Origin of the sequence: Flavobacterium limnophilum (assembly GCF_027111315.2) — a bacterium.
Lineage (GTDB): Bacteria > Bacteroidota > Bacteroidia > Flavobacteriales > Flavobacteriaceae > Flavobacterium > Flavobacterium limnophilum.
On sequence record NZ_CP114289.2, the window covers coordinates 698920 to 715936 of the forward strand.

The following is a 17017-nucleotide window of genomic DNA, read 5'->3' on the forward strand; positions in this document are numbered from 1 at the left end:
AAATCGGTGAAAATCAGTGACAATCCAATTCTAATAAACGATAAAATCCATGTTAATTTGTGCAATTCGAGTCTGGTAATTTTAAAAGCGAATGCCCTGTAGTAGATGCTAATATTTTCCTTTTTAAATTATTAGAAAAATGAATTTAAGTATAGTAATAAAAAAAGTTTTTAGTCATGGTTTATATTCTGATTTCCCAAATAACATAATAAAATATATTCGTTTAAAAAGGAGTTTTAGAAAGATTTTTTTTACTAAAAACCTTGTGTATTAAATTGTAATATTGGATATTTGCTACAATAGGTAGCCCAATTAATCTCTTAAAAAAAAACTAAAAAACTATGAAAAAAATTATAATTACGCTTTGTTTAATCTTAGGCTATAGTGGTTTTTCCCAAAGAGTTGCTAATGAGGTCTTAAAGATGAATTCAAAAATTGAAGATTTAACGCAAAATGCAATTACAGGGATTATTGTAATTAAAGAAGGGAATTTTGTTAGAGGAATTAGCCCAGAAACTAAAGCGGAAGTTTGGAGTTTCGATGCGAATAAAACGGCTGGAGATGTTTCTGCTTTGGAAACATTGAGTAAAGTAGATACGGATAATTTATTTGCAAGTAAAAGAATATTAAAAAATATTGATGCAAGTGTATATGTAGAGGCTTTAGTAAATTATAAAACAATATTAATAAATACTACGGATGGTAAAGTAGTTTATAATTCAGGTAATTATAAATACACAGTTTTTAATAGTCAATTTTTGTATGAACAAAATGAATACTTGGTAAAAGGAGTAGAGAATGGTAAGGTCATAGCTTCTTTGATTGATTTAAATACAGGAGATGTTAAATGGAAAACAGAACAAGGTGATGCGAAAAGTATGTTTTCATCAATGTTTACTTTTAAAGCCAATTCATCTAATGAAGCTGAAGTAAGCGGCAGTACTATTTATTCCCTATATTTTGGAAAATTATCAGCTATTGATAGAAATAAAGGAACTTTGAAATGGGTAGGAGAAATTGAATATACAAAGGTTTTTCCAACTCAAAACAACAAAAATTTGGTTGTAATTAACAGTAAAGGATTATTATCGGCTAAACAGTATTTGAATGTATTAGATTCAGAAACGGGAAAACCAATTTGGGAGGATGCTATCAAAACGAACTATATTGTTTATTTAGAAGATTGGGGAACTAAAATTTTAGTTGCACATACCAATGGATTCAATTTTTTTAATTTGAATGATGGTAGTAAAGTTTGGAAAAAAGATGCTCGCGGTGATGGACTTAAAAAAGTAATTCCAATTGATGGAGATTATCTTTATGTTGCTGAAAATGAGATGATGTTAATCGATAAAGATGGGCAAAAAAAGTGGAAAAGTTTTATTGAAATCTCTGATGATAAAGAAGATGCTATTAATTTTTTAGGTAAGGTAGATGATAAAGTTTTGTATCTAACAGCGACCTATGGTAATATGGTGGATTATAAATCGGGTAAAAAATTGTGGAGAGGTAATTTAAAATTCAATCCAAAACGTCCTTTGTTGAATGTTTATGATGAAGTAAATGATTCTTTTTTAGTGTATAATGATGAAGAACTTTTTAAGTTTAATACCAAAGTTACAGACAAACCAGACTCCTTCGCAAAAGTAAATATTAAGAAAGAAAAAGAACTAAATTCTATCGAATTGTTTTCTTGGGGTGTTGCTCTTTCTGGTCCTACAGAGGTTTTAGGAGTTAGCAATGATGGTAAAGTTTTGTATCAAAAAATTTACACACAGCCTGGTGATGGAGGTAGAGCTTGGGGACAAGCACTTTCTACTGCGGGATCTATAGGTTTAGGTATTTCTTCAGTAGTAAATAGTGTTATGGGTGCAGAATGGACAATGACAACCATAGATCCTGCAACAGGAAAAGAATCTACAAGTGTTGTTAAAGCGAAAGACGAGAAACAGTTGAGAGCCGCCGCTAACCAAATGGCTGGTGCGGCAGTTTTAGGAGATATCTCTAAAAGGTTTGGACAACGTTATCAAGCTATGAAACAAAATCGTGATTTCTCTTATATTTTTGCTAAAGATGAAGCTACCGATAAAAAAGTTTTAGTCAAATTAAAAAAAGAAAATGGTTCTGAATTAGACAAAATTATTTTTGAGAATATACGTCCAATTTACGAAATTGATCCAGCAACTCAAACAATCTATTATATATTTGAAAAGGAACTTAGAATATTCAATAAGGTATAACTATATATAAAACAGACACTATCCTAAAAAGGAGTAGAAAACTAGTTTTTCTACTCCTTTTTTATTATCAATTAAGTCCTAAAAGATTTTTAGTGTTTAATTGAGTATAATGATTATCTTGGTTTTTTATAATGGATATTTTAATAATCCCCTCTTTTCTTGAACCTTGGATCATCTCTTTTGATGAATTCGGTTCTTTTTCTTGGAGTTTCAATTTTTTCGGGCTTTGGTAAACTCGCTTCTTCGGTTTTGCTCGAAGGTTCGATTAAAGCATTCAATTCTTTGATTTCTGCATCCGTTAAGTCACGAAATCTTCCCACGGGAACATCTAGCGAAATATTGATGATTCGAATGCGTTTCAAAGCCGTGACTTCATAACCCAGGTATTCACACATTCTACGAATTTGGCGGTTCAATCCTTGGGTCAATATAATTTTAAAAGTGGTAGAACTGATTTTTTCCACCTTGCATTTTCGGGTAACAGTGTCCAAAATTGGAACGCCATTGCTCATTTTTTCGATAAAACGATCGGTTATGAGTTTGTTGACCGTTACGGTATATTCTTTTTCGTGGTTGTTTCGGGCACGAAGAATCTTGTTGACAATATCGCCGTCATTGGTCATAAAGATCAAGCCTTCACTGGCTTTGTCCAATCGTCCAATCGGAAAAATACGTTTAGGATAATTGATGTAATCCACGATATTGTTGCGAACTTCCAAGTTGGTGGTGCATTCAATGCCCACGGGTTTGTTGAAAGCCAAATAAACTGGTTTCTCCCTTTTCTCCCGAATCAATTTGCCGTCAATGCGCACTTCGTCGTCAGGCGAAACTTTGGTTCCCAATTCAGGAACAACTCCGTTGATGGTGACACGACCTTCTTCGATGATTTTGTCGGCTTCACGGCGAGAGCAAAAGCCTGTTTCTCCTATGAATTTATTGAGACGTTTTAGATTTTCTTCCATAAGGCAAAAGTAATCAATTTTTTTTGTCGGTTGGTTGTGCTTGTTTTGAAAAGTAAGGTTTGTTATAAAATGGGATAAGGATGAAAGGACTATTTACTTTCGGCTCCCTCTCCTTTGGAGAGGGTTGGGGTAAGGTTTTCAAACAAAAACACATACACTTTATTATACAATTCATCATCGTGTAGTTTGTGTCCCAAACCTTTCGTCTCCATAAATTGGACATTTTTCCAGGAGCCTGCTATTTTTTTGCCTTCCTTGAATAATACCACGATGTCGTCAATGTCGTGTGCCAGAAAACCTTTTACATCAATTTTGGAAGCGAATTCTTTTGCGGTGAATAGATCAAGATTGTGATTTAACATAACCGTATATTTGTTTTTCAATGCTTTTGCAACTTTGTTGTTTAGACTCAAAAGTCTAACGAAATTGTTGAGAATAATATTGAAATCACTTGGAGCACCCAAAATCACCATCTTCTGGATGCCGGGATTTTGGTATTTATATTGGTAATACAAACTCGCTTTTCCTCCTAAAGAATGGCCAATAATGTAATTAGGCTGGTATTTTTTGACCACGATGTCCATAAACTCGGCATATTTGGTAACAGTAAACTCTTTGCCGCTGGACAATCCTTGGGCTGGACCATCAATGGCAATGATGGTGCTGCCAGATTTTTTCAAATAAGGCAGCATTTTTTTCCATCTGGATGAATTGCTTTCCCAGCCGTGAATCAACAAAACAATGGTTTCGTTTCCTTTCCAGATGTAGGTTTGAATAGTGTCTTCATTATGCAATATTGTTTCTGGATGGGCACCTTTCAGTGTTTTTGGAAGTTTGTCTTTGGTGAGTTTTCCTTTTCTTGGTTCACTAAAATAACCGTGGGCCAATTGAGTTGCTTTTTCTGGAAATGCAAAGCTCATCAGGTTGATATAAAACCCAATCGTTTTGGTTAACAAAAAATAAAACGCTTTTTTCATAAGATATAGGGGGCTTCGCAGTTATGTCAAAAAATAAAAGCCTGCATAGCAGACTTAAATATAATATAAAAAAAAGTCCCGATCTGTGTCGGGACTCAAATATTTTTAGAACTTGGCAAAAAGCTGTTCCATTTTTTCTTTCTCTTCTTCAGCCAATACACTGTCAACCAAGATTCTTCCAGAGTGCTCATCGGTGATGATTTTTTTTCTGGCAGCAATCTCCACTTGAGTTTGTGGTGGAATCGTAAAGAATGATCCTGCAGATGCTCCTCTTTCGATGGAAACAACGGCCAATCCGTTACGAACGCTAGATCTGATTCTGTTATAAGCAGCCAATAATCTTTCTTCGATCAATGCTTGATATTCTGCAGATTTCTCAGATAAAAAGGCTTCTTCTTTGGCAGTTTCAGACATGATGGCGTCCAATTCTGATTTTTTATGTTTCAAGTGATTCGATTTAGTCTCTAATCGCTCTTTTGATTGTGAAATGATTTCTTTCTTGTGTTCGATGGAAGCTTTCATTTCCTTGATTTGCTTCTCGGCCAATTGAATTTCCAATTCTTGAAATTCCACCTCTTTAGTCAATGAGTTGAATTCTCTATTGTTGCGAACCGTTTCTTGTTGTTTGGTGTATCTTTTGATAGCCTCTTTGTGCTCATCAATAGAATTTTTTCTGGTCTTGATCAGTTCTTCGATAGTTTCGAGTTCGCTTTTCAATTTTTCTGAACGTGTGCTTAATCCTGCAACTTCATCTTCTAAATCTTCTACTTCAAGAGGAAGTTCACCTCTCACGTTTCTAATTTCGTCAATTCTAGAGTCAATCAATTGTAAATCGTAAATTGCTCTTAATTTGTCTTCAACACTCAATTCTTTTGTAGTCGTCATATTCTATTGTCTATAAGTACTTAACTGGATTTGTATTTTCTTCTGATAAAATGATTGCAAAATTAAGGATTTTTTTCCGAAGAAAATCAACAATATAATTTTTTGTATAGCGTTCGCTTTCAAAATGACCAATATCGGCTAAAATTATCTGATTTTCGGCTTCATAAAACTGATGGTACTTTAAATCGGCCGTCAAAAAAGCATCGGCTCCAGCCTGAATGGCGTTTTTTATGGCAAAACTTCCAGAACCGCCAAGAACGGCCACCTTTTTTATCGACTTGCCCAGCAATGAGCTGTGTCGAATTCCGTCTGCCTGCATTTTGTCTTTTACTAAATCCAGGAAATCTTTTTCATCCATTGGAACAGGCATTTCGCCAATCATTCCCAATCCAATATTTTGATTTTTGTTCTGTAAATCATAAATTTCATAAGCCACTTCTTCGTAAACGTGATTTTTGAACAGTGCTTTCAGGATTTTGTTTTCCAAATGTTTTTCGAATGTCACCTCGATTTTGATTTCCTCGTTTTCCACGAATTCAAAGCGTTCGCCAATTTCGGGATTGCTGTGTTCGTTGCCCATATATGTTCCAATACCTTTCGAATTGAAACTGCAGTTTTCATAGTTGCCAATGTTGCCGGAACCGGCATCAAACAAGGCATTTCTCAGTTTTTCCGCATTTTCCGGGATGGTATAAGTGACTAGTTTTCGAATAAAATTGGATTTTGGAATCAGAATTTTGGTATTGGTCAACCCCAAAGCATCACAGAAAATTTTATTCACGCCCTCTTGATGGTTGTCCAAGGCGGTGTGAACGGCATAAATGGCAATGTCGTTTTTTATGGCTTTGATGATGGAGCGTTCCACATAGTTTTTGCCCGTGATTTTCTTCAATCCTGAAAATAAAATAGGATGAAAACAAACTACCAAATTGCATTTTTTGGAAATAGCTTCGTCAATCACGCTTTCTAAGGCATCGTGGCAAACTAAAACTCCCGTGGCTTCCAAATTCTTGTCTCCAACCAACAAACCGACATTGTCAAAATCTTCGGCGTAGGCGAGTGGTGCCATTTCTTCGAGTACGGAAATTATTTCTTTAATTAACATTTTTACTTTTTTGAATAAACAAAGTTAAGGAATTAATAACGCAACTTTTTTATAATAGCAAATTATAGTGGAGTCTTTTTTCTGCATTTACTTCGAAAATTCCTGTTTAAAAGTGGTTCGGTTTTAAACAAATAAAAATAGCACGAATTTTGTATATTTGTAATTCAAAATAGCAATAATTATGACAACGCTAACTATAAAAATTAACGAGAGTTCAAAAAAGGGCAAAGCTTTTCTTGAGTTTGCAAAAACTTTTTTTGATGATGAAAAGGATGTAGAAATTATTGAGTCGGAGTCTGAAAAAACAAAAGCTGAGACGGAAGGTATTTATAGCAAAGCGTTTATTGCTAAAATAAAAAAAGCAGAAGAAAATATTAAAAATGGCGAAACTACAACACTTAATCCAGATGATATATGGGGAAGTTTAGGGTTGAAGTAACTAAGATCGCAAATCAAGATATTGAAAAACATAAAAAATCAGGAAATAAGATTTCAATTAAAAATATTGCTAAAATTTTAGTTGATCTTTCTGAAAATCCATACGAAGTTTTTGGAAATCCTGAACCGCTAAAGTATGAATATTCAGGATTATGGTCAAGAAGAATTAATCAAAAAGACAGAATAATTTATCGGGTCGAAGAAGATATTGTAACCGTTTATGTAGTCTCAGCGTTGGGGCATTATTCTGATAAATAATGATAAATCTACTTCGAAAAATACTCTTTCCCTTTGCCATTTTGTATGGATTCATTACCAATATTCGGAATTTTCTTTTTGATAAAGGAATTCTGAAATCCTATTCTTTTGACGTTCCCATTATTGCCGTCGGAAACCTCAGTGTTGGCGGCACTGGAAAAACGCCTCAAATAGAATATTTAATTCGGTTGCTTTCGTCAAATTACAAAGTTGCCACTTTGAGTCGCGGTTATAAACGTCAGTCCAAAGGTTTTGTTTTGGCCGATTCCACATCGAATGCCGAAATTCTAGGTGACGAACCTTTCCAGTTTTATTCAAAATTCAAAAACATTCAAGTAGCGGTCGATGCCGACAGGAAAAACGGCATTGAACAATTGCTTTTCCAAACGAATAAACCAGACATAATTTTACTGGACGATGCTTTTCAACACCGGAAAGTAAAGGCTGGTTTTTATATTTTGCTGACTTCCTATGGCGATTTGTATTCGGATGATTTTATGTTGCCTACGGGAAATTTGCGCGAAAGCAGGATTGGGGCAAAACGAGCCAACATAATTGTTGTTACCAAATGTCCAGCCAATCTTTCGGTTGACGAACAAAATAAAATCAAGAGATTCCTTCTTCGTCGGAATGACAAAGTGAAAAATCAGGAGTTGTATTTTTCTTACATCGATTATGATGATTCTGTTTATTCGGAAGACAAGATTTTGAAAGTCAGCGAAATCAAGAATGTTAATAAATTACTTTTGGCAGGAATCGCAAAACCCGAATCATTTTTCGGATATTTACAACACGGAAATGAGGAATGTTTGACCTATCCAGACCATCATCATTTTACGGAAAAAGACCTATTGGAAATAAAAAATAAATCACAAAACAAGATTATCATCACCACCGAAAAAGATTTCGTGAGACTGAAAGGAAGCCTTCCAAAAGAACAGCTTTTCTATTTGCCTATACGAAGTTCTTTTCTTTACGCGAGTGAAAATTTTGATAAAACCATTACAAATTATGTGGGAACAAGTACAAGAAACCGTTAGTTACATAAAAGCTAAAACCAATTTCACTCCAGAATATGGCGTGATTTTAGGTTCAGGATTAGGTAGTTTTACAGATGATATTCAAATTGAATTCACCTTGCCTTACACTGAAATACCCAATTTTCCGGTTTCAACGGTTCAAGGCCATAAAGGTGCCCTGGTTTTTGGAACCATTGGAACCAAAAAAGTGGTAGCCATGCAAGGTCGTTTTCATTTCTATGAAGGTTATTCCATGAAGGAAGTTACTTTTCCGGTTCGCGTGATGAAATTTTTGGGTGTCGAAAAATTGATTGTTTCCAATGCTTCCGGTGGAGTAAACCCGAATTATAATGTGGGTGACGTCGTATTGATTAAAGACCATGTCAACATGATGCCGGAACATCCTTTGAGAGGAAAAAATGACGAGCGTTTTGGTCCAAGATTCGTTAATATGAGCGAGGCTTATTCGAAAAATATGATTATAAAAGCAAAGCAATTGGCCCAAAAATTAAACATCGATGTGAAAGACGGCGTTTATCTGGGATTACAGGGTCCAACATTTGAAACGCTTGCCGAATACAAGATGGTGAAAAACATCGGTGCTGATTGCGTGGGAATGTCAACCGTTCCCGAAGTAATCGTGGCACGCCATATGGAAATGGAGACTTTTGGATTGTCCGTGATTACCGATATGGGAGATGAAGACAGCATCGAAACCATTTCGCATGACGAAGTATTGGAAGCGGCAAAAAGTGCCGAACCCAAAGTGCGAATTCTGATCAAGGAATTAATACTGGAATATTAGATTCTAGATGTGTTTGGAAATGGTGGCGTAAAAATCTTCTGGAATAAAAGGTTTTGTGACGACATCATTCATACCGTAGGACAGAAGCATTTTTCGGTTTTCGTTTAACGAAATGGCCGTAAGTGCTATAATTGGGGTTGTTTTGTCAAATTCCCTGATTTTTTTCGTGGCAACGGTTCCATTTATGCCCGGTAGATGAACGTCCATCAAGATCATGTCGAATTTATGGTTTTTGACAACTTCTATGGCATCTTCTCCATTGTCGATTATCTCGCAATGAATGCCTTTGTTTTCCAACATTTTTTTGGAAATCATTTGGTTGATTTTATTGTCCTCAACCACCAATATTTTTTTGTCTATCAAGTTTGTGTCGTTGATTTTTTTGGGTTTTCTATCCGCTTTTGATGGTTTTTCGGATACTTTAAAAGGCAATTCAAATGTGAATGTAGATCCTTCTTTTACAATACTTTCGAGTTGTATTTCCCCGCCTAAAATAGATACTAATTTTTTTACGATTGTCAATCCCAAACCGGTTCCCCCATATTTTCGATTGATGTCAACTGAACCTTGCGAGAAGCTGTCGAACACGGTTTCGAGTTTGTCTTCCGGAATTCCGATACCGTTATCTTTTACTTCAAAGAATATGCGTGCTTTTTTGTCTTCCAATGAAACTAGATTTGCAGTCACCATTACGTACCCGTCATGGGTAAATTTTAAGGCGTTATTAATCAAATTCATTAAGATTTGAGATAATTTTGTGGGGTCGCCAATCAAGTAATCAGGTATTCCAGAATCAATTTTGAAACTAAAATTGTTGTTGTTTTCCAAAGCCAATTCCTTCAAGGAACTTTGTGTTTTCTCCAGTAATACTTTGAGATTAAAAGTGGTGTTTTCTATCTGGGCCTTATTGGAATCTATTTTGTTGATTTCCAGGATGTCGTTGATGAAGTTGGTGAGGTAATTGCCCGAAAATTGAAGCGATTCCAAATAATGCATTTGCGATTTTTTTGGTCTTTCTTCCAACAATAGATGGGCAATTCCGTTGATTGCATTTAGTGGTGTTCGTAGCTCGTGGCTCACCGTCGAAAGGAATTCTGATCTGGCATTTGATGCTTTTTCCGCTTTTTCCTTGGCCAAGATTAATTCCTTGTTTTTTCCTTTCAACAATAGGTTTGATCGAGTTCTGATAATGTTGTTTTTGTATAGGGACAAACTCAATAAGGACAAAATCGAAATCAAGGCTATGGCAAGAATGCTGATTAGTTTAGAAAATTTATTGGTCTTTTCTTTTTGGATATTCTCTTTGTTTGTTCTTGCAACTTCTGCCAATCGTTCCGATTCCTTGAATTTTTCATAATCATCTATACCCAGTTTTTCATTGTCCAAAAGCGATATACTCTCCTTTAAATTGGTATATTGTTTCAAATAAGTATAAGCATTGTTTTTATCCAGCATTTTTTCATAAACGGTACTTAAAGCAAGCAAAATAGTCGCTTTTTGTTCCAGGTTTTTATTTTTGGCATTCAAGTCCAAAGCTTTTTCGAAATAATTCAATGCCAAATTATTTCTGTTTTGAGCCATTTCTATAGTTCCCACTTGGTATAAAGCGGATGCTTTGGTATCTAAAATAGCCGGACTGTCAGGTTTGGCCACGATTGTGTTAAAAATGGAAGCCGCCAAATCAAGATTCCCTGTTGATTTGTTGATAATTCCTCTTTGCAGATTTATTAAATCGACAGTATTGGTGATTTTTAAGTTGTCAAATAATAATTGCGCTTTGTCAAAACTAATTTTTGCTTTTGAAAAATCCTTTTTTTTCAGGTAACACAAACCAAGATGATAATAGGAATAAGCACTTTCGGAAGAGGGCTGCAAGACATTGGACAAGGATATGCTCTTATTGAACGCTTTTATGGCGTCATCATATTTTTTGACTTCAAAATACAGTTTCCCCAAGCGGAAGTTTTGGTTAGAATGGGCTTCCGTTTTTTGGTTTGCCTTAGAATAATTAATGGCTTTTTGGGTGTAATAAAGCGCATTCCGGTATTTGTTTTCGCTTACATTGGAATTGGCTAGATTACTATAATAAGAAACACTGTCCACTTCCTCGATTGTATTGTTTTTTTGAGAAAATGTAAGACAACTAACTAAAATAAAAAATAGTATATAGAATTTCATTGATGGTCTTGTTGACAAAAAATAAAGATAATTAATTATTTGTTAAGTTGACAAAATAATTAAATCAATAATTCTGGAAGAATAACCAATCTCGTTATCGTACCAGCCCACTACTTTCACCATTTTATCAATCACTGAGGTTAGTTGTGCGTCAAACAAGCAAGAATTTCTGTTGCCAATAATATCCACGGAAACGATAGGATCTTCGGTATAGGCCAAAATTCCTTTCAAATTAGTTAGGGAAGCTGTCTTGAAAGCAGCGTTAATTTCATCAATTGTCACGGCACGTTTTACATTAAAAGTAATGTCCGTCAAAGAGCCATCAGGAACGGGAACACGAATGCCGCAACCTCCAATTTTACCTTCGAACTCCGGGAAAATCTTGGTCAATGCCTTGGCCGCACCAGTTGTTGTTGGAACGATGGATTGACTGGCTCCACGAGCGCGACGCAAATCTTTGTGCGGCTGGTCGTGCAGGCTTTGGTCTGTGGTATAGGAGTGAATTGTGGTAATATACGCTTGTTCGATTCCGCAAAGTTCGTTGATGACTTTCATCATCGGAGCGGCGTTGTTTGTGGTGCAACTGGCGTTCGAAATAATGGTTTCGGTTCCGTCCAAAATATGTTCGTTGACACCCAATACTACCGTTTTTATCGAATCCACTTCGGAAGGAGCGGAGAGAATCACTTTTTTGGCTCCAGCCAATATATGGGCGTTGATTTCGTCGAAAGTTTTGTATTTTCCGGTCGATTCCACCACCACGTCAATGTTTACTGATTTCCAATCGAGGTTGGAAATGCTTTTCTCGTGGAAAAACAGGAAAGGTTTTCCATCAACGACAATTCCTTTTTCGTCAGACGAAACTTCGAATGGCAAAACACCGTGAATGCTGTCGTATTTTATCAAATGCGCCATTGTTTTGGTGTCGGCAATGTCGTTGATGGCCACAACTTCAATGGTGGGATGGTTCAAAAGCAGGCGAAATAAATTTCGTCCAATTCTTCCAAAACCGTTTATGGCAATTCTTGTTTTCAAGGGGATTGTTTATTTGGTTATTCGGTTATTTGGTTAATCGTTAAACAAATAACCGAATAACCAAATAAACTTTATTACAATATATGTTTTTGGGCTTTATAAGAAGAACGCACCAATGGGCCGCTTTCCACGTGACGGAAGCCTAATTCCAGACCAAATTTTTCATATTTGGCGAATTGTTCCGGTGTTATGAATTCTTTTACCGGCAAATGTTTTTTGCTTGGTTGCAAGTATTGTCCAATGGTCACGATATCTACTTTGGCAGCGAATAATTCGCGCATGGTGTCAAAAACTTCTTCTTCGGTTTCGCCAAGCCCCAGCATAATTCCGGATTTGGTCCTGTTGATTCCTTGTTCTTTCAAGTATTTCAATACTTCCAAGCTTCGGTCGTATTTGGCTTGAATGCGGACTTCACGAGTCAATCTTCGAACGGTTTCCATATTGTGTGACACCACTTCTGGATTGGCTTCCACGATTCGGTCGATGTTTCTTTCGATGCCTTGAAAATCGGGGATTAGTGTTTCCAAAGTCGTGTTGGGGTTCATTCGGCGAATGGCTCTCACGGTTTCCATCCAAATAATGGAACCGCCATCTTTCAAATCGTCCCTGTCCACGCTTGTGATTACGGCATGTTTGATGTTCATCAATTTGATGGAACGTGCCACTTTTTCCGGTTCATCCCAATCCACGGTTTCGGGTCTTCCGGTTTTTACGCCGCAAAAGCCACAAGAACGCGTGCAGATATTTCCCAAAATCATGAAGGTTGCCGTTCCTTCGCCCCAGCATTCGCCCATGTTCGGGCAACTTCCCGAGGTGCAAATGGTGTTGAGTTTGTAATTATCGACTAATCCGCGAAGTTCTGTATATTTCTGTCCGATTGGAAGTTTTACTCTCAACCATTTTGGTTTGGCGATGCCCTGTTCGGCCGCGGCTTGAGTTCCAACCGGTAATTCGTTTTCTAAAACAGTTCCCATAAATTATTTTTTGAAGCTGCAAAGATAAGCAAAGAGATTTTAGGAATTGGAATTTGTGTATTGGGATTTTCTATACAGGAATTGGGATTTTGTTAAAAATTAAGGACATTCATTTTGCAATTGTTTGAGTGTGACCATTTCTATAAATTCCCGCCAAAATTGTGAATATCTATTTTTGAGATGATGCTTTTTTTCTTCCCTAAAATCTATCTTTGACACCCTTAAAAAAAAAATAGTATGAGCGGAATGTGGTACGAATGCAAAGTAAAATATAGAAAAACAGACGAGATTGGAAACCAAAAAGTTACTACCGAGCCCTACTTGGTAGATGCGTTATCTTATACGGAAGCGGAGTCCAGAATCAACGAGGAAATGAAGGCTTATATCAGTGAAGAATTCAAGATCACGAATATAAAAGTGGCCAATTACGCCGAGATTCATCCTTTCGAAAATGCCGATCGTTGGTTTAAATCCAAAATTTCGTTATTGGCTTATGACGAAGAAAGTGGCAAGGAACGCAAGACAAACATGTATGTGTTGTTGCAGGCGAACGACGTGAAAGAAGCTTTTGACAACACCATCCAAGTGATGAAAGGCACGATGGGCGATTATACCATTCCTGCCATTTCGGAATCCCCGATTATGGATGTTTTTCCTTATTTCAGTGGTGAAGAAGATGAATTGGAACAAATGGAAAAGTTCAATGCGCTCAAAGCTTCTAAACCTGAAAATACTGCTGAAGTAGAGGACACAATGGAATTTGATGCCGAGGTTGTGGCTGAGAGTTATTAATATTCCTTGTTGGTAAAAAAGTCTCAATTTGTCATTGTGAGGAACGAAGCAATCCCATTTGTTACTCTTGTTTTTAGGATTGCTTCCGTTTCTTCTAATGACTTTTTATTTTCTTCGCACGAATTATTGATGAAGATTATTGATGATTTTGGGGTATCACAACCATACATTATGTCTCGTCCATTGTCCCAACCTAAAATAATCAGAGTAAATTTTGGACAACAAATATAGCATAAGTATTGTGTGCAAAAAGTGTTTACCATTTGAAAATGAGATATTCGGGTCGTATGCGAAATTTATAGCTGTTAACCTTTGTTGGTATTCACTAGCTAGGAGGGGTCGTTATGCATTTCCAGTAGAACCAATAGTTTATAGCAAGCCTATTTTATTTTGCAATATTTAAATTAAAAAATCTGATAAATAGTTTGATTAACTCATTTAAAAACAAAGGAGTAAGTCCTAATGCAAAAATAATTCCCCAAGCACTAGTGTCAGGCATTTGTAAATGAAAGGCACTTCTTATTGCTGGTATTCCAACTACAACTAATTGAAGGGCCAAGCCTATAAGAATTGCTCCTATGAGATATTTATTTGAAAATATTCCAATGCTGAAAATGGATTTTCGTTCATTTCTTAGAGCCAGTGAGTAAAATAATTGGCAAACTACCAGAACCATAAATGCCATAGTACGGGCATATTCAATTGTGGATTGTGGTACCTGATTATCAAAAGGGGTATATCCATGTTCATAATACCCAAAAAAATAAGCGAAGATTGTTAATGCCCCGATTAAAAGTCCCCCAAACAAAACTTGCAAGCCGGCACCATTTGCAAAGAAGCTCTCTTTTGCGGGACGTGGCTTTTCTTTCATTACATCAGGATTTCCAGGATCCATTCCCAGCGCTATTGCTGGGAGTGAATCAGTGAGCAGATTTATCCACAGGAGTTGAATAGCAAGCAATGGGGATTTCCATCCTATAATCAGTGCCACGAATATGGTAATTACTTCACCCAGATTACAGGTAATAAGAAAAATTACGGACTTTTTGATGTTATTAAAAATATTTCTTCCCTGCTCGATGGCCGAAACAATAGTTGAAAAATTATCATCAATTAGGATCAAATCCGAAGCGCCTTTGGCAACATCGGTCCCTGAAATGCCCATGGCAACTCCAATATCGGCGGTGTTTAAAGAAGGAGCATCGTTGACCCCGTCACCCGTCATTGAAACGATGTTGCCTTGGGATTTCAGGGCTCGCACAATTTTTACTTTATGTTCGGGGGATACGCGGGCAAAAACGCAGTAATTGTCGATTTGCTCTGCGAATTCCAAGTCGGTCAACTCATCGATTTCCTGACCAGTAATAGTTTGCTCTATTTTTTCTGCAATACCCAGCTGAAAGGCAATGGCGAAAGCGGTGTTTTTATGGTCACCGGTAATCATGAGCGTTGTGATCCCGGCAATTTTTGCTTTAAAAATGGAGTCCTTAACTTCGGCCCTTGGTGGGTCAATCATTCCTACCAGCCCAACAAGAATCAAGTTTTTCTCCATTTCAGAAGAATCAATTTTTTCGTTTACTGGTTTATAAGCAACGCCGAGGGTTCGAAGGGCTTGGTCAGACATAAGAATGGCGGCATCAAGGTATTTCTTTTTGTGAGCCTCAGTAAGGGGGATTGTTTTTCCTTCCTCTGAAATCTGGGTGCAGATATTGATAAGGTTTCCGATAGCTCCTTTTGTGTAAACCATAAATTTCCCGTTTTCTTCAATTAACGTTGACATTAACTTTCGGTCAGAATCAAATGCCGATTCATCGATACGCTTGCTGCTTTGCTGTACTGATTTTCTGTCTATCCCTAGCTTGTCGGCCATTATGAGCAAAGCAATCTCGGTTGGGTCCCCGGTTCCTTTGCCATTGTCATAGCTTGCATCCGAGGCAAGAATCATCGCTTTTGCAAGGAATTTTAATTCCTCAGAAGTAGTATTGTTATCCAATTCAATCAGAAAAAGACCTTCAAGTGTGAAGCATTGGGTAACCGTCATCTTATTTTGTGTCAAGGTTCCTGTTTTGTCAGAGCAAATAATATTCAGGGAACCTAGCGTTTCAACAGCGGATAATTTTTTAATAATGGCATTTTTTTTCGACAGGTTGGTTACGCCTATAGCCAGCACTACTGCCACTATAGCGGCTAGACCTTCGGGTATGGCTGCTACAGCCAGGGAAACCGATAATAGAAACATTTCGGATATATTTCTTCCCTGAAGCATTGCGATGATGAAAATTAGTGCACAAATTACAATTGCAATGATACCCAAGGTTTTTCCCAGTTTATCCAAACGGATTTCCAATGGAGTTCTTGACTTGACCTCTGTGTTAATGATGGAAGCGATTTTACCAATTTCGGTATTCATACCTGTTCCCACGACCACCCCGAATCCTCTTCCGCTGGTAACAATGGTTGACATAAAACCTAAGTTTAGGCGGTCTCCTAGGGCTGTTTTCTGGTCATCATAAATAAGGGAAGCATCTTTTTCTGATGGAACTGATTCGCCTGTTAATGATGATTCATCAACTTGTAAATTAATAGATTCAATCAGACGAATATCTGCAGAGATGATTCTTCCTGCATCAAGGACAAGGATGTCCCCAGGAACGATTTTTTCAGAATCAATCTCTTTAACAACTCCGTCTCTGCGAACCAATGCCTTTGGGAATGTTAGTTTCTGCAGTGCTTCAATGGCTTTTCCGGCTTTTACTTCCTGTACAACACCAAGAATGGCATTAATACATATTACAAGCAATATAATTACGGCATCAACGTACTCGCCCATAAAAATGGTTATGATTACTGCTCCCAGCAGGATATAAATCAACCAGTTTTTTAATTGGGCTATAAATATCAGGAATAGGCTTTTCTTTTTTTCAGACAGCAATTTATTCATGCCGTATTTCTCTATCCTGGTTAAGGAATCTTTGTCAGAAAGACCATAATTAGAATCGACATTTAGTTCATTTAAAACTGCTTCTGCTGATTTGGAAAACCACATATTTTGTTTCGGATTAGGTTAGATTGTTTATGTCTTTTTTTCCAGAAAACCATCAAAAAGAACAATGCAATTTAGTAGTTTCCTGAACTAATACTTTACATAATAATTATAAAGACTTTCATAATTTAATTCTTTTTTGCTTTACCTCTTTAACGCAATTATTACTAAACATTAAAAGAAAATTAATTTTTCGGTCAGCCTGATTGGTATCTTGGCGGTAGCCAAAGTTTTTTCGAAAGCTGGATGGAAACTTAAAATTGAGCAGGTACGAAGTTAGGAGGCTTCACGGTAATCCCTGTTTTT

The 17017-nt window shown here is 36.7% G+C and carries 14 protein-coding genes; 6 read left to right on the plus strand and 8 right to left on the minus strand.

Going from position 1 to position 17017, the window contains the following annotated elements:
- Positions 1 to 341 precede the first annotated feature (341 nt).
- Complete coding sequence (locus OZP13_RS02880; protein ID WP_281298594.1) at positions 342 to 2240, plus strand: outer membrane protein assembly factor BamB family protein; 1899 nt, start codon at positions 342 to 344, stop codon at positions 2238 to 2240.
- Between the two features lie 140 nt (positions 2241 to 2380).
- Here OZP13_RS02880 and rluF read toward each other — a convergent pair whose 3' ends face one another.
- The 4 genes from rluF to OZP13_RS02900 form a co-directional block, all read right to left on the minus strand.
- A complete protein-coding gene (gene rluF, locus OZP13_RS02885) occupies positions 2381 to 3202 on the minus strand; it encodes a 23S rRNA pseudouridine(2604) synthase RluF (protein ID WP_269242239.1) in 822 nt (273 codons plus the stop codon).
- Between the two features lie 89 nt (positions 3203 to 3291).
- On the minus strand, positions 3292 to 4179 hold the full coding sequence (locus OZP13_RS02890) for an alpha/beta hydrolase (RefSeq protein ID WP_281298595.1): 888 nt from the start codon (positions 4177 to 4179) through the stop codon (positions 3292 to 3294).
- A 105-nt stretch (positions 4180 to 4284) separates the two neighbouring features.
- Positions 4285 to 5064 carry a zinc ribbon domain-containing protein gene (locus tag OZP13_RS02895; protein WP_281298596.1) on the minus strand — a complete coding sequence of 260 codons (780 nt, stop codon included), beginning with the start codon at positions 5062 to 5064 and terminating at the stop codon, positions 4285 to 4287.
- Between the two features lie 10 nt (positions 5065 to 5074).
- Positions 5075 to 6169 carry a Nif3-like dinuclear metal center hexameric protein gene (locus OZP13_RS02900; protein WP_281298597.1) on the minus strand — a complete coding sequence of 365 codons (1095 nt, stop codon included), beginning with the start codon at positions 6167 to 6169 and terminating at the stop codon, positions 5075 to 5077.
- A gap of 181 nt (positions 6170 to 6350) precedes the next feature.
- Here OZP13_RS02900 and OZP13_RS02905 point away from each other — a divergent pair, with 181 nt between their 5' ends.
- Genes OZP13_RS02905 through OZP13_RS02920 form a run of 4 tightly spaced genes read left to right on the plus strand, consistent with a single transcriptional unit; the run spans position 6351 to position 8689 of the window.
- Complete coding sequence (locus tag OZP13_RS02905; RefSeq protein WP_281298598.1) at positions 6351 to 6608, plus strand: DUF2683 family protein; 258 nt, start codon at positions 6351 to 6353, stop codon at positions 6606 to 6608.
- A complete protein-coding gene (locus OZP13_RS02910; RefSeq protein ID WP_269242240.1) occupies positions 6584 to 6865 on the plus strand; it encodes a Txe/YoeB family addiction module toxin in 282 nt (93 codons plus the stop codon). Before OZP13_RS02905 ends, OZP13_RS02910 begins: the two co-directional genes overlap by 25 nt.
- Positions 6866 to 6867: 2 nt before the next feature.
- Positions 6868 to 7905, plus strand: coding sequence for a tetraacyldisaccharide 4'-kinase (gene lpxK, locus OZP13_RS02915; RefSeq protein WP_269243583.1), 1038 nt, complete (start codon positions 6868 to 6870; stop codon positions 7903 to 7905).
- Positions 7877 to 8689: a purine-nucleoside phosphorylase gene (locus OZP13_RS02920; protein ID WP_281298599.1), complete on the plus strand. Its 813-nt coding sequence runs from the start codon at positions 7877 to 7879 to the stop codon at positions 8687 to 8689. The genes lpxK and OZP13_RS02920 overlap by 29 nt, the downstream gene beginning before the upstream one ends.
- A 3-nt stretch (positions 8690 to 8692) precedes the next feature.
- Here OZP13_RS02920 and OZP13_RS02925 read toward each other — a convergent pair whose 3' ends face one another.
- The 3 genes from OZP13_RS02925 to lipA form a co-directional block, all read right to left on the minus strand.
- A complete protein-coding gene (locus tag OZP13_RS02925; protein WP_281298600.1) occupies positions 8693 to 10867 on the minus strand; it encodes a tetratricopeptide repeat-containing hybrid sensor histidine kinase/response regulator in 2175 nt (724 codons plus the stop codon).
- A 42-nt stretch (positions 10868 to 10909) separates the two neighbouring features.
- Complete coding sequence (gene gap / locus OZP13_RS02930) at positions 10910 to 11902, minus strand: type I glyceraldehyde-3-phosphate dehydrogenase (RefSeq protein WP_269242245.1); 993 nt, start codon at positions 11900 to 11902, stop codon at positions 10910 to 10912.
- Between the two features lie 74 nt (positions 11903 to 11976).
- Positions 11977 to 12876, minus strand: a complete 900-nt coding sequence (gene lipA, locus OZP13_RS02935) for a lipoyl synthase (protein ID WP_281298601.1) — start codon at positions 12874 to 12876, stop codon at positions 11977 to 11979.
- 237 nt (positions 12877 to 13113) lie between these two features.
- On the opposite strand from lipA, the gene OZP13_RS02940 reads away from it, so the two are divergent.
- Positions 13114 to 13668 carry a DUF4494 domain-containing protein gene (locus OZP13_RS02940; protein ID WP_281298602.1) on the plus strand — a complete coding sequence of 185 codons (555 nt, stop codon included), beginning with the start codon at positions 13114 to 13116 and terminating at the stop codon, positions 13666 to 13668.
- Positions 13669 to 14053: 385 nt separating this feature from the next.
- On the opposite strand, the gene OZP13_RS02945 is transcribed toward OZP13_RS02940, so the two are convergent.
- A complete protein-coding gene (locus tag OZP13_RS02945; RefSeq protein ID WP_281298603.1) occupies positions 14054 to 16714 on the minus strand; it encodes a cation-translocating P-type ATPase in 2661 nt (886 codons plus the stop codon).
- Positions 16715 to 17017 lie beyond the last annotated feature (303 nt).